The sequence below is a fragment of the Streptomyces sp. JLBG701 genome (assembly GCF_058544905.1).
This window is the reverse complement of record NZ_CM178588.1, coordinates 8684242-8697083: the sequence shown is the minus strand read 5'-3', so window position 1 is coordinate 8697083 and position 12842 is coordinate 8684242. Positions and strand designations below refer to the sequence as shown.

Below are 12842 nucleotides of genomic sequence, written 5' to 3'. Positions count from 1 at the left end.
GTCACGGACAGGCAACGCTCGGTCCGGATTGTGAACAAGGCATGGCGTTTCCCCGAGCCCTTGGCATAGAAACACGGCATGTTCTGGGTGCTTCTTCTGCTGCTGGCCTGGGCCGCCGCGGGCACGACGTGTACACGGTTGTGCCTGGCCGCCGTCACTGCGGCGGCCGACGACGCGGATGACGACGGGGTCAGGAGACACGATCTGACGCTGTACGAGGCGGCGTTCCTGTCCGGCGGCCCCGCGCGGGTAGCAGACCTGACCATGGTCTCCATGGCACGTCAGCGCCGCCTGCTGCTCGCCCACACCGGCTGGGCGACGGTGGTCGACCCGCGGGGCCGCGACGACATCGAGCGCTCGGTCATCGGGGCCATAGGGCCCGAGGGGCAGTCCCCCATCGCCCCGGTGCGGGCGACGGCGGCCGACGCCGACGCCGTGCACAGCCTCGGCGACCGGCTGGTCAGCGCGGGCCTCGCGGTGCCCGACGGCACGCGTACGACGGTCGCGGCGGGCGTCCGTCAGGTGCAGGCTGCCGCCGTGGCCGTCGTCGGTCTCGGCGCGACAGCGCTGCTGACGCCGGCTCCGTCCGAGATGCCGCGGGGCCTGGTCGCCCTCTGGTTCGCGCTGCCCCTAGCTCTCACCCTGAGCTGCCTGGCGATCGCGCGGATCGAGGTCCACCCGTACTCACGCTGGGCCTCCCCGGCCGGACAGCGCCTGCTCGGCGCCCTGGCCCGGCACGCCTCGGGCCCCGGTGACGACCGTACGTACCTCACCACCGTCGCCGTACGCGGCATCCGCGCGATCGGCGAACCGGACCTGCGCGCGGCCTTCGCACACCGGGAGCAGCATCACGTGTTCCCCCGCGAGCCGCGCGGCTGACGAAAACGCGTCCCCGGGGGGCGCATAGGGGGCATTGGGGCGACACCGGCCGGATGGTGCTTGCCTTCGCCAACAAGCGTGCGAAACATCCCTTTTGTTGCTGCCGCGCACCGAAGGGACACGCGATGAGAGCTACCGCCCTCTACTCGGCCGCCGGATCCATGGTCCTGACCGCTCTCGGTGGTGTCGCCGCGCCCCCGGCGGGCAGCGTCCCGGCCGTTCCCGGCGCCGCCGAGCTGCGCGGCACCGCCGTCGCCGCCGCGCGTGCCGGGGCGGCCGGCATCGAGTTCGGGAAGTGCTCCGACGCCCAGGACATGCCGGGCACCATGCAGTGCGGCACGGTGTCCGTCCCGCTCGACTACGCCCGTCCCGACGGCAAGCACATCAAGCTGACCGTCAGCCGGGTGCCGGCCACCCACCGGGACCCGCACAACAGCAAGCGCAGAGTGCCGCGCCAGGGCTCCCTGGTCTACAACCCGGGCGGCCCCGGCGCCTCCGGCATGTACTTCCCGCTGATCGGCCTGCTCCCCGAGTGGAAGCGCATCGGGGCCGCCTACGACCTCGTCGGCTACGCCCCGCGCGGGGTCGGCCCCTCCGCGCCCCTGTCCTGCCAGGACCCCAAGCACTTCTTCAAGGGGCCCTCGCAGGCACCGACGTATCCCTCGGAGTCGTACAAGAAGGAGCGCATCGCGCAGGCCAAGGCGTACGCGCGCGGCTGCGCGAAGCGGTCCGGCAGCGGGCTTCGGCACTACAACTCCGTCAACAACGCCCGCGACCTGGACGTCCTGCGGGCCGCGCTGGGCGAGCCGAAGCTGACGTTCATGGGGGCGTCGTACGGCACCTACTTCGGGGCGCTGTACGCGACGCTGTTCCCCTCGCATGTGCGGCGGATGGTGTTCGACTCGGCGGTGAACCCGGATCCGGAGCAGATCTGGTACCGCAACAACCTCGACCAGTCGGCCGCGTTCGAGAGCCGCTGGGCGGACTTCCGCGAGTGGATCGCCAAGTACGACGGGGTGTACGGGCTGGGCGACACGGCGGAGAAGGTGCAGCGCAGCTACGAGAAGGCGGCGGCACAGCTCGCCGCGGAACCCGCCGGGGGGAAGGTGGGGCCCGGGCAGTTGCAGGGCTCGTTCCTGTCGGCCGGGTACTACGACGACTACTGGCCGCATCGTGCGCAGGCGCTGTCGGCGTATCTGAAGGGCGATCCGAAGCCGCTGATCGAGCAGGCGGGGCCGGTGACGGAGGCGGCGGCCGAGGCGGAGAACAGCAGTGCCGTGTACACGGCCGTGGAGTGCAACGACGCGTCCTGGCCGACGGACTGGAAGGTCTGGGATCGCGACAACACGCGGCTCGCTCGTGTGGCGCCCTTCGAGACGTGGGACAACGTGTGGACGAATCTGCCCTGCGCGTATTGGCCCGCGCCGCGTCAGCAGGTCCTTGATGTGCGGACAGGGGTTGGTGAGTTGCCGGCGACGTTGATTCTTGCCGCCGAGCGGGATGCGGCTGCGCCCTATCAGGGGGCTCTCGAACTGCATCGGCGACTGGCGGGGTCGGTGCTGGTGACGGAGCGGGATGCGGGTACCCATGGCATCGCTGGAGGGCCCAACCGGTGCGTCAATGGGCACCTTGATGCGTATCTGTTGGAGGGGCGGCTTCCGGTGCGGCGCGCTGCTTGTGCGCCGCATCCGGAGCCGCAACCGACGGCTGTGCGGTGATGCCGTCTGCGGGTGCGTTGTGGCTGGTCGCGCAGTTCCCCGCGCCCCTGGAGGGGCGCTTTACGCGAGGCCTGCTACCAGGTCAGCCAGCGACTTTCTGCGGCCCGTGTAGAACGGGACCTCCTCGCGGACGTGCATGCGGGCCTCCGAGGCGCGCAGGTGGCGCATGAGGTCGACGATTCGGTAGAGCTCGTCGGCCTCGAAGGCCAGGAGCCATTCGTAGTCGCCGAGGGAGAACGAGGCGACCGTGTTGGCTCGGACGTCCGGGAAGCCGCGGGCCATCTTGCCGTGGTCGGCGAGCATGCGGCGGCGGTCCTCGTCGGGGAGGAGGTACCAGTCGTAGGAGCGGACGAACGGGTACACGCTGATGTAGTTGCGCGGCGTCTCGTCGGCGAGGAACGCCGGGATGTGCGAGCGGTTGAACTCGGCGGGGCGGTGCAGCGCCATGTTCGACCAGACCGGCTCCAGGGCGCGGCCCAGCTTGGTGCGCCGGAAGAGGTTGTACGCCTCCTGGAGCTGGTCGGCGGTCTCGGCGTGCCACCAGATCATGAGGTCGGCGTCGGCGCGCAGGCCCGACACGTCGTAGGTGCCGCGGACCGTCACGTCCTTGGCGGCGAGCTGGTCGAACAGCTCCTGGACCTCGTCGGCGTAACCCGCGCGGTCCTCGGGCAGTACGTCCTTCAGCTTGAAGACGGACCACAGGGTGTAGCGGATGACCTCGTTGAGGTCCTTGGCCAGCTTGCCCTTGTTCGGGATCCTGCCGGACTCGGTGGTGGGTGCGTCGTCACTCATGGGGCTATTCTCCCGCTCCGTCGCGTGGACTTTGCACCGGGTTGGCACTGAGCTGCTCCACGGCGGCGTACGCGCTCGCGATGCACGCGGGGATGCCCACGCCGTCGTACTGCGCGCCGCACACCGCGAGGCCCGGGAGCTTGCCGACGTGCTCGCGGACGCGGGCCACGCGCGCGTGGTGGCCGACGGGGTACTGGGGCAGGCCGTCGGTCCAGCGGGTGACGCGGGTTTCGAGGGGCGTGGCGGCGAGGCCTGTCGCCGCCTTGAGGTCGTGCCGTGAGACGTCGACCAGGTCGGCGTCGGCGCGCTCCAGGATCTGCGTCTCGCCGTACCGCCCGACGGAGGTGCGCAGGACGAGGAGGTCGGGATCCTCGTCGGCGATCCAGCCCCACTTCTGCGAGGCGAACGTCGACGCCTTGATGGTGCGCCCGTCGACCGGCGGCACGAGGAAGCCGCTGCCCTGGGGGAGGGTGACGTCCGCGCGTCGGTAGGCGAGGGTGACCAGGGCCATGGAGGCGTACTCGATGCCGGAGAGCTCGGCCGCGGCGGCCGGCGCCTCGGCGCGCAGGAGGCCCGCTGCGACGGGGGCGGGGACGGCGACGACGACACCGTCGGCGTGCAGGACTCGGTCGCCGGCGACGACACGCCACGTCCCGGACGACTCGCGGCGCAGCTCCGTCACCGCCGTGCCCGTGACGATCTCGCCGCCCCCCGCGCGCACCGACTCCGCGACCGCGAGCGGCAGTTGGCCCACCCCGCCCTCGATGCCCATGAAGACCGGCCCGGTCTGCTGGGCGGCGGCCGCCTTCGCCTGGATCTCGCGGACGGCCTCCGTGAGCGAGTCGTGCGTCCGGGCGGCCTGGAACAGCTGCGGCACCGCCGAGCGCATCGAGATGCGGTACGCGTCGCCCGCGTAGACCCCGCCCAGCAGCGGCTCCACGAGTCGGTCGACGACCTCGCGGCCGAGCCGAGCCGCCACGTACTCCCCGACCGCCACGTCCTCGCCGACCTCCGTGCGCGGCAGCTCGGCGTCGCGCTCGATGCGGTGCAGGCCCTCGTCGGAGAGAACGCCGGTCAGGGCGGACGCGGTGCCGGGCACGCCCATGACGTGGCCCTTGGGCATGGGGCGCAGGGTGCCGCGGGTCCAGATCGAGGCCGTGGCGGTGGCCGGCGGCTGAAGGCGCTCGGTCAGCCCCACCTCACGCGCGAGCGCCACCGCCTCCGGGCGCCGCGCCAGCATCGACTCGGCACCGAAGTCGACACGCGCGCCCGCGATCTCCCCGGGCAGCAGCTTGCCGCCGAGGCGGTCCGAGGCCTCGAGGACGATCACGCGCGCGCCACGCTCCAACAGCCGGTGGGCAGCGGCCAGCCCGGCGATGCCGCCTCCGATGACGACGACATGTCCCGGGCCCGTACGAGTCTCCACTTCGCGCATGCGTCCAGCCTCTCAGACCCCACTGACAGTCCGACCCCGGGCCGGTGTCCTTCACGAGTCCCGACCGTGACCGCATCGGGACCGATTCCGGCCAACGTCCCGCCGGGCTCCGGCGTCGAAGAAGCATCAGTCGTTCACCGACACTCGGGGGGTACTGCCAGATGCACGCACGACGATCCGTACGACCCGTCCAGGCCCTGGCCGGCATCCTGCTGGCCGCCGCAATCGCGCTCACGGGGTGCAGCGGAGCGGACGACGCCAGCTCCTCCAGCGACTCAGCGGCAAAGGGCGGTGTCGAGGCGGGCGCGCAGGAGGGTGCCGCGGGCAGCGCCGCGAGCGGCACCCAGGCGTCCGCACCACCGAAGCTCACCGCGAGCATCATCCGCACCGCCTCGCTGACCGTGCAGGTCAAGGACGTACCGAAGGCTCTCGACGAGGCCCGCACCAGTACCGAGAACGCGGGCGGCTATGTCGGCAACGAGACGACGACCCGGGGTGACGACGGCCGGGAACGCACGCGTGTCGTGTTGCGCGTGCCGGTCGACGCGTACGCGGAGGTCCTCGCCGAACTGGAGGGTGCGGGCAAGCTCCTGGAGCGCACCGCGAAGGCGCAGGACGTCACCGACCAGGTCGTCGACGTGGAGAGCCGCATCACCTCGCAGCGCGCGAGTGTGGCCCGCATCCGCGAGCTGATGGACCGGGCGACCAAGCTCAGCGACGTGGTCACACTGGAGGGCGAACTGAGCACCCGCCAGGCGGACCTGGAGTCGCTGCTGGCCCGGCAGGCGTCCCTGAAGGACCGTACGAGCCTGGCCACCATCACCCTCTCCCTGTCCGAGACGCCGGTGAAGAAGGTCGCGAAGGACGACGACCCCGGGTTCGTGGACGCGCTGACGGGCGGCTGGGACGCGTTCGTGACGATGCTGCGCTGGATCGCGATGGCGTTCGGCGCGGTGCTGCCCTTCGCCGCGGCGGCGGTGCTGATCGTGGTGGTGTGGCTGCGGATCGTACGGCCCCGGCTGCCGCGCCGGCCGGCCCCCGCGGCCGCGTCGACCGCGCTGGGACCGCTGCCGACCGCCCGTCAGGCGCCGCAGCCCGGACGCGCGGAGGAAGAAGGCCGGCAGGACTGAAATGCGGTGCCCCCGTAGCGTGTTCGCATGACCATGAGCACGAACAATACGCGGGGCCCGAAAGAGCGACTGGTCGTGATCGGCGGCGACGCCGCGGGAATGTCCGCGGCGTCGCAGGCACGCCGCCTCAAGGGCCCGGACGAGCTGGAGATCGTGGCGTTCGAGCGCGGCCACTTCACGTCGTACTCGGCGTGCGGCATCCCGTACTGGGTGGGCGGCGACGTCCCCGAGCGGGACCAGCTGATCGCACGCACCCCGGAGGAGCACCGGGCCCGCGCGATCGACCTGCGCATGCGTACGGAGGTCACGGAGATCGACGTGGCGGGCGGCCGGGTACGCGCGCGTGACGTCGAATCGGGCGCCGAGTCCTGGACGTCGTACGACAAACTCGTGATCGCGACCGGTGCCCGCCCCATCCGCCCCGACATGCCGGGCGCCGACGCCCCCGGCGTCCACGGGGTGCAGACGCTCGACGACGGTCAGGCGCTCCTGGACACGCTGGCACGCACGCGTGGCCGGCGTGCGGTGGTCGTCGGCGCGGGCTATATCGGCGTGGAGATGGCCGAGGCGCTCATCAACCGCGGCTACGAGGTGACGGTCGTCAACCGTGGCAGCGAGCCCATGTCCACGCTCGATGCCGACATGGGACGCCTGGTGCACCGGGCCATGGAGGGCCTGGGCATCACCATGGTCAACGACGCCGCGGTCACCAAGCTGCTCACGGGTGAGGACGGCCGGGTACGGGCGGTGGTCACGGACGACGCCGAGTACCCGGCGGACGTGGTCGTCCTGGGCATCGGCGTCCGCCCCGAGACGACGCTCGCGAAGGCGGCGGGCCTCCCCGTGGGCCACCATGACGGCCTGCTCACCGACCTGGCGATGCGGGTGCGCGGCCACGAGAACATCTGGTCCGGCGGCGACTGCGTCGAGGTCCTCGACCTCGTCTCCGGCCAGGAACGCCACATCGCCCTCGGCACCCACGCCAACAAACACGGCCAGATCATCGGCACCAACATCGGCGGCGGCTACGCCACGTTCCCCGGCGTAGTAGGCACCGCGGTGAGCAAGGTCTGCGACCTGGAAATCGCCCGCACCGGCCTACGCGAGAAGGACGCCCACCGAGCGGGCCTCCAGTACGAAACGGTCACCATCGAATCCACCAGCCGCGCGGGCTACTACCCCAGCGCTTCCCCGATGACGGTCAAGATGCTCGCCGAACGCCGCACGGGCCGCCTACTGGGCGTCCAGATCGTAGGCAGGGAGGGCGCGGGAAAGCGCGTGGACATCGCAGCGGTAGCCCTGACGGCCAGAATGACGGTGGAACAGATGACATCCCTGGACCTGGGCTACGCTCCCCCGTTCTCCCCGGTATGGGACCCGGTCCTGGTAGCCGCAAGAAAGGCAACGGCAAGAATCAACGCAGGCTAGGGCCGACGCCGGTCAGGGGCGCGGGGAACTGCGCGACCAGCCACAACCAACCGGCACCCCGCAGACCACCCGCACCCCCAAGACGATCCCGGCAAAACAACCTACGCCGTCCCATTGATCCGATCGATAGCCTGCCGAGCCTGCTCGGCCGGCGGCCGCGCAGGCAACGACGACACCGACGCACTGGCGCTCACAGGCACAGGGGCAGGCTGAGCCCCAGCCGGTTTCGCGTGGGCGCCCACCGCACTGGACCGCAACCGCGCACTCACCGCCTCATCCAGTGTCACCGGCCGCTGCATCTGCGAAGCCATCCGCCCCGCCTCCTGGCCCAGCCGGGCCACGTCCTCCCAGGGCAGCTTCACCACAAGGGAGATCTCCGCCTCGCCGTCGGGCAGAGCTGTCATCGTCGGAGGAGTGATTCGGTCGTTCATCGCCTGTTCCTCACGTCGTCCCCGCGACGCGCCGTGTCGCGGGCGGTTGAGGACACATACGCACAGGCGGACGCCCGCGTTCACAGATTCGTGGCCCGCATCGGGGGCACACATTCCTTGTGGTCATTCCCGTTCATGACGTGAACCCGGTGAGCCGCACTCCGATCGTGACGTACGCGCTGATCGCCGCCAACGTCCTCGTGTTCCTGTCCACGCCCGGCATAGCCGGCTCGGTGGCGGGCGCCAGCGATCTCGCACAGCTGTGCCATCTCCAGGCGTTCCTGGACCACTACGCCGCGGTACCAAGGGAGTTGATCCACCATCAACTGCCCCGCACGGTACCCACGGGCGAGGTCGGGATCGGCACGCAGGGAGCGGGCTGCGTCGTGGGCCCGCCGGACTACGACAAGTCCCCGGCCCTGTCCGTCTTCACGGCCATGTTCCTGCACGGCAGTTGGCTGCACCTGCTGGGCAACATGCTGTTCCTGCTGATCTTCGGCAACAACGTCGAGGACCGTATGGGCCACGTGAGGTACACGCTCTTCTACGTCGTCTGCGGCTACGCGGCGTCCTACGGCTTCGCGCTGCTCAACGACGACTCGGGCGACCCGCTGATCGGCGCGTCCGGGGCGATCGCCGGGGTGCTGGGCGCCTATCTGGTGCTGTATCCGAAGGCCAGGGTGTGGGTCCTCGTCCCGTTCCTGATCTTCCTGCCGCTCAGACTGCCGGCCTGGATGGTGCTGGGCTTCTGGTTCGTGCTGCAGGCGTTCTACTCGTCCGGCGAGGGCGTCTCCGACGCCGGGACCGTGGCGTACGCGGCGCACATCGTCGGCTTCCTCGCGGGCATGCTGCTCGCCTGGCCCCTGCGCAAGAACACTCCCCCACCACCGGAACCGCGCGGCCTGCTGTTCGGCAGGAAGGCACGGCCCCGGCACACGTGGTGAGCGCTCTTTATCGAACCGTCTGCGTGTGGACGTACTCGACGAGCCGGGTCAGCGCGTCCGGGTCGGTGGACGGCATGACGCCGTGGCCGAGGTTGAAGACGTGACCCTCCAGGCCCTCCGCCGATTCCAGGACCTCGCGGGTCTTGGCCTCGACCGCCTCCGTGGAGGCGAACAGGACGGTCGGGTCCAGGTTGCCCTGGAGCGCCTTGCCGGGGCCGACCCGGCGGGCGGCCTCGTCGAGCGGGACGCGCCAGTCGACACCGACGACATCCGCGCCGGCCTCGCCCATGAGGCCGAGCAGTTCGCCGGTGCCGACGCCGAAGTGGATGCGGGGGACGCCGTAGCCCTCGACGGCCTTGAAGACCTTGGCGGAGGCGGGCAGCACCGAGCGGCGGTAGTCGACCGGGGCGAGGGCGCCGGCCCACGAGTCGAAGAGCTGGACGGCGCTCGCGCCCGCCTCGATCTGGACCTTCAGGAAGGCGGCGGTGATGTCCGCGAGACGATCCAGCAGGTCGGCCCAGAGCTGCGGGTCGCCGTACATGATCGCCTTGGCGTTCTCGTATGTGCGGGACGGGCCGCCCTCTACGAGGTAGCTCGCGAGGGTGAACGGGGCGCCCGCGAAACCGATGAGCGGGGTGGAGCCGAGCTCGGCGGTGAGCAGGCCGATCGCCTCGGTGACGTACGAGACGTCCTCGGGGGTGAGGTCACGGAGCTGAGCGAGGTCCGCGCGCGTGCGGATCGGCTTCTCGACGACCGGGCCGACGCCGGGCTTGATGTCGAGGTCGATGCCGATGGCCTTGAGCGGGACGACGATGTCGCTGAAGTAGATCGCCGCGTCGACGCCGTGCCGGCGCACAGGCTGCAGCGTGATCTCGGTGACCAACTCGGGCCGCATGCAGGACTCGAGCATCGGGATGCCCTCGCGCACCTTGCGGTACTCGGGCAGTGAGCGCCCGGCCTGCCGCATGAACCACACGGGCGTGTGCGGCACGGGCTCGCACCGGCACGCCTTCATGAAGGCGGAATCGTACGTCGCTGTCGGCTGCTTGCCCGAGGGGCTCTCGTTGGCGCTCACGCCAAAAAGTCTCCCACGGGAGCAAGAGTCGGCATTACACGGGAGCCCCAGCCGGCATTACCCAGCGAGGCCCACTGCATCAGGCGGGGTGTCTAGCCTGCGCTCGGCGCCCATTCCGCTTAATCTGCACCGCATGGCTGCGGCTCAAGGACGACTGTCGGACGGCGCTGACGGAATGGACGACACCAAGGAGGGGGACCAGGACGGTAACGGGGGGGATCCGCCGGCTTTCCAGGCCGCGGTCCAGGCTCTGCGGAGCAGTCGGCTGCGGCCGCAGATCGAGATCGAATCGGTGCGCCCGCCGCAGCGGCTCGCGCCGTTCGCCTACGCGCTGGAGGCCGCGGTCGTCGACGGCGACCAGGACCTGGCCGACGGCCGGCTCGTCCTGCTGCACGACCCGTCCGGGCACGACGCCTGGCGCGGCACCTTCCGGCTGGTGACGCTGGTGCGCGCGGAGCTGGAGCCGGAGATGGCCGCCGACCCGCTGCTGCCCGACGTGTGCTGGTCGTGGCTGACGGGTGCGCTGCAGGCCCGCGGGCTGACGTACGGCGAGCCGAGCGGCACCGTCACGCGCGCGAGCTCGCACTATTTCGGCGGGCTGTCCGAGCGCCCCGCCGCCTCGCAGATCGAGATCCGTGCGTCGTGGACCCCCCGAGAGGGCCTCGGCGGGGTCCCGGACACGGCGTCCCATCTGGCCTCCTGGTGCGATCTGCTGGCCCAGGTCGCGGGTCTGCCGCCGGCCGGTCCGGGGGACGCGTCGGTGGTGTCGCTGCCGCAGCGCCGCGATCCACAGTCGCGCTGAGGTTCTCTGCCACGCCTGCTTGGTGGCCTCTTGGCAATCACTTTGTCGATACGGCCACTTTCAGTCACGAACAGAACCTCGAACGAAGCGATTCGCTCGACGAATGATCGACCGCGTGTCCGAATTGCGCGAATTTTTACTCACTAGATCGTGATCATTCTCTAAAGGCCCCCGGGGTTGATGCCGAAGACGACTGTGACCTTGAAAGCCGTCCCCACCCAGGAGGCCTGGTGTCCGTTCTCCTCGAGCAGCCCGCAAGCCTGGTCGCCTACCGCCCGAACAAGCCGACCGCCATGGTGGTCGTGGCCGACCCGCGCGTCCGCTCCACCGTCACCCGCCATCTGTGGGCGCTCGGTGTGCGCGACGTCATCGAGGCCTCGTCCGTCGCGGAGGCTCGTCCCCGCATCGGCAACCCCCGCGACATCTGCGTCGCCGACGTCCACCTGCCCGACGGTTCCGGTCTCACCCTGCTGTCCGAGACCCGCGCCGCGGGCTGGCCCAACGGTCTGGCCCTGTCCGCCGCCGACGACATCGGCGCCGTGCGCAACGCCCTCGCGGGCGGCGTCAAGGGCTACGTCGTCACCGGCACCCGTACGAACATCGGGCTCCCCACCCGGCCGGGCGCCGCGCCCATCGGTTCCGCCGCCGCCCGTATGCACCGCCGCCCCCCGGGTTCCCCGAGCCACCCGGGTGGCTACCGCGAACTGTCCGGCCGTGAGGTCGAGGTGCTGCGACTGGTCGCGGAAGGCCAGTCGAACAAGGCGATCGGCGTCTCGATGGGCCTGTCCGCACTGACCGTCAAGAGCCACCTCGCCCGCATCGCCCGCAAGCTCGGCACGGGTGACCGCGCCGGCATGGTCGCGGTGGCCCTGCGGACCGGCATCATCCACTGACGCTCCCACCCCCCGCTCGCCGTTCCCCCCCTACCCCCCGTCCCCCATTTACAGGCGCCCGCCGACGGAACGTTCCGTCGGCGGGCGCTGTCCATTGAGCCCCTCAGGCTCCGCGAGGTGCCGGCCCTACTCGCCGCCCGCCGACAGCGCCCTCAACGGGACGCGCCGGAATTCGATCGCTTCGTACGCGGTCTTGGTCCCTGTCTCGTAGAGGATGCCCACCGTGTCGGCATCGGGCTGCACCAAGTCGGAGTAGGCGGCCTTCTTCGAGGACAAGGTCAGTGCCTTGTCGAAGGAGTGCCCTCCGTCCGAGCTGCTCCACAGTGCCATCGCCGCGCGGTCGGTCGGGACGGAGGGTGCCGAGAGCAGCAACTTCCCCCGATCCCCGGCCAGTTGCAGCGCAGCGCTCTCCACCAGGGGCACGTCGTTCAGTGAACTCTGGTCCGCATAAGCCCGGTCCAAGCTGCTTGCACCGTCGCTGGAATAGGCGTCCAGTCGATTCCCCGCGCTCGTCCCCTTCTGATTGCGAGCGCTGAAGTACAGCCGCCCGTCCGGGAGTTGCGCGGCGGTCGACTCGTTCGCGTTGTGCACGCCCTCGTAGGCGTCGTCGACGAACCCCAACTGCCAGGACCGGCCCCCGTCGTCGCTGTAGATCGCGTGCGCCCCGAAATACTTCGGTTCCTGACCCGTGTCCCCGGACCCGGAAGGCGGCGTGGCGGAGTGGTTGGCGGGTACGACCAACCGGCCCGCGTGCTCACCCCGCGTCAGAGCGATCGCGTGTCCCGGCCCCGTCCCGTACCAGCGCCACCCAGGCTGCTTCACCGTCGACGTGATCTCCCGCGGCGACGAGAACGACCGCCCGTCGTCGCCGCTCGTCTGCACGAACACCCGACGGCCCTGCTCGTCCGAGACCTCGCCGCGGAGGATCTGCGCCTCGGTGACATCACCGCTGTTGTACGAGGTGACGAGCACGACGTGTCCCGTACGAGGATCCACGACCGGCGCCGGATTGCCCCGCGTGTCACCCTGGCCCGCCGCGACGACCCGCATCGGGCCCCACGTGCAGCCACCGTCGCGCGACCGCCTGAGCACGACGTCGATGTCGCCCGCGTCCTCCTTGCCGTCCCTCCGCCCTTCGGCGAACGACAGCAAGGTCCCGGCGCGGGTCTGGACGACGGCGGGTATTCGGTAGCTGGCGTAGCCGCCCTCGCCCGAGGTGTACGGCACCGACGACACGCATTTTCCCTCATCCGCCCAGGGCCGCGCGGCTACCACCAGTGCGGCGACGAAGACTATGCCGGCAGCCAGAACGGCC

12 protein-coding genes are annotated in these 12842 nt (G+C 70.7%); 7 read left to right on the top strand and 5 right to left on the bottom strand.

All coding sequences use genetic code 11. From position 1 onward, the window contains the following. The first annotated feature begins 78 nt into the window (after positions 1 to 78). Together AC5DRG_RS40005 and AC5DRG_RS40000 are read left to right on the top strand one after the other, a co-directional pair. Positions 79 to 879 (top strand): TIGR04222 domain-containing membrane protein, encoded by an 801-nt coding sequence (locus AC5DRG_RS40005; RefSeq protein WP_491804746.1) that lies wholly within the window; start codon positions 79 to 81, stop codon positions 877 to 879. A gap of 125 nt (positions 880 to 1004) precedes the next feature. Beyond that, positions 1005 to 2597: an alpha/beta hydrolase gene (locus AC5DRG_RS40000; RefSeq protein ID WP_491804745.1), complete on the top strand. Its 1593-nt coding sequence runs from the start codon at positions 1005 to 1007 to the stop codon at positions 2595 to 2597. Between the two features lie 60 nt (positions 2598 to 2657). Here AC5DRG_RS40000 and hemQ read toward each other — a convergent pair whose 3' ends face one another. After that, on the bottom strand, positions 2658 to 3389 hold the full coding sequence (gene hemQ / locus AC5DRG_RS39995) for a hydrogen peroxide-dependent heme synthase (RefSeq protein ID WP_491804744.1): 732 nt from the start codon (positions 3387 to 3389) through the stop codon (positions 2658 to 2660). 4 nt (positions 3390 to 3393) lie between these two features. Beyond that, the gene (hemG, locus tag AC5DRG_RS39990) at positions 3394 to 4824 is read right to left on the bottom strand and encodes a protoporphyrinogen oxidase (protein WP_491804743.1); all 1431 of its coding nucleotides are present in this window, start codon (positions 4822 to 4824) and stop codon (positions 3394 to 3396) included. A gap of 161 nt (positions 4825 to 4985) precedes the next feature. On the opposite strand from hemG, the gene AC5DRG_RS39985 reads away from it, so the two are divergent. Together AC5DRG_RS39985 and AC5DRG_RS39980 are read left to right on the top strand one after the other, a co-directional pair. After that, complete coding sequence (locus tag AC5DRG_RS39985) at positions 4986 to 5954, top strand: DUF4349 domain-containing protein (RefSeq protein ID WP_491804742.1); 969 nt, start codon at positions 4986 to 4988, stop codon at positions 5952 to 5954. A 33-nt stretch (positions 5955 to 5987) separates the two neighbouring features. Then, positions 5988 to 7382: an FAD-dependent oxidoreductase gene (locus AC5DRG_RS39980; RefSeq protein ID WP_491804741.1), complete on the top strand. Its 1395-nt coding sequence runs from the start codon at positions 5988 to 5990 to the stop codon at positions 7380 to 7382. A gap of 101 nt (positions 7383 to 7483) precedes the next feature. Here the strand turns inward: AC5DRG_RS39980 and AC5DRG_RS39975 are convergent, their stop codons facing one another. Next, entirely contained in the window at positions 7484 to 7813 is a 330-nt protein-coding gene (locus tag AC5DRG_RS39975) for a hypothetical protein (protein ID WP_491804740.1), read from the bottom strand. Between the two features lie 119 nt (positions 7814 to 7932). On the opposite strand from AC5DRG_RS39975, the gene AC5DRG_RS39970 reads away from it, so the two are divergent. Then, the gene (locus tag AC5DRG_RS39970) at positions 7933 to 8757 is read left to right on the top strand and encodes a rhomboid family intramembrane serine protease (protein WP_491804739.1); all 825 of its coding nucleotides are present in this window, start codon (positions 7933 to 7935) and stop codon (positions 8755 to 8757) included. A gap of 7 nt (positions 8758 to 8764) precedes the next feature. Here the strand turns inward: AC5DRG_RS39970 and hemE are convergent, their stop codons facing one another. Next, positions 8765 to 9832 carry a uroporphyrinogen decarboxylase gene (gene hemE / locus AC5DRG_RS39965; protein WP_491804738.1) on the bottom strand — a complete coding sequence of 356 codons (1068 nt, stop codon included), beginning with the start codon at positions 9830 to 9832 and terminating at the stop codon, positions 8765 to 8767. Between the two features lie 133 nt (positions 9833 to 9965). On the opposite strand from hemE, the gene AC5DRG_RS39960 reads away from it, so the two are divergent. Both AC5DRG_RS39960 and AC5DRG_RS39955 read left to right on the top strand, forming a co-directional pair. Beyond that, complete coding sequence (locus AC5DRG_RS39960) at positions 9966 to 10634, top strand: DUF3000 domain-containing protein (protein WP_491804737.1); 669 nt, start codon at positions 9966 to 9968, stop codon at positions 10632 to 10634. Positions 10635 to 10864: 230 nt separating this feature from the next. Beyond that, a complete protein-coding gene (locus AC5DRG_RS39955) occupies positions 10865 to 11527 on the top strand; it encodes a LuxR C-terminal-related transcriptional regulator (RefSeq protein WP_388395074.1) in 663 nt (220 codons plus the stop codon). 126 nt (positions 11528 to 11653) lie between these two features. Here AC5DRG_RS39955 and AC5DRG_RS39950 read toward each other — a convergent pair whose 3' ends face one another. After that, entirely contained in the window at positions 11654 to 12823 is a 1170-nt protein-coding gene (locus tag AC5DRG_RS39950; RefSeq protein ID WP_491813279.1) for a sialidase family protein, read from the bottom strand. Between the last annotated feature and the right edge of the window lie 19 nt (positions 12824 to 12842).

What these genes read in the sequence shown, in the direction of transcription:
- AC5DRG_RS40005 (WP_491804746.1), top strand. Translation starts at nt 79, where the DNA reads ATGTTCTGGGTGCTTCTTCTGCTGCTGGCCTGGGCCGCCGCGGGCACG.
- AC5DRG_RS40000 (WP_491804745.1), top strand. Translation starts at nt 1,005, where the DNA reads ATGAGAGCTACCGCCCTCTACTCGGCCGCCGGATCCATGGTCCTGACC.
- hemQ (WP_491804744.1), bottom strand. Translation starts at nt 3,389, where the DNA reads ATGAGTGACGACGCACCCACCACCGAGTCCGGCAGGATCCCGAACAAG.
- hemG (WP_491804743.1), bottom strand. Translation starts at nt 4,824, where the DNA reads ATGCGCGAAGTGGAGACTCGTACGGGCCCGGGACATGTCGTCGTCATC.
- AC5DRG_RS39985 (WP_491804742.1), top strand. Translation starts at nt 4,986, where the DNA reads ATGCACGCACGACGATCCGTACGACCCGTCCAGGCCCTGGCCGGCATC.
- AC5DRG_RS39980 (WP_491804741.1), top strand. Translation starts at nt 5,988, where the DNA reads ATGAGCACGAACAATACGCGGGGCCCGAAAGAGCGACTGGTCGTGATC.
- AC5DRG_RS39975 (WP_491804740.1), bottom strand. Translation starts at nt 7,813, where the DNA reads ATGAACGACCGAATCACTCCTCCGACGATGACAGCTCTGCCCGACGGC.
- AC5DRG_RS39960 (WP_491804737.1), top strand. Translation starts at nt 9,966, where the DNA reads ATGGCTGCGGCTCAAGGACGACTGTCGGACGGCGCTGACGGAATGGAC.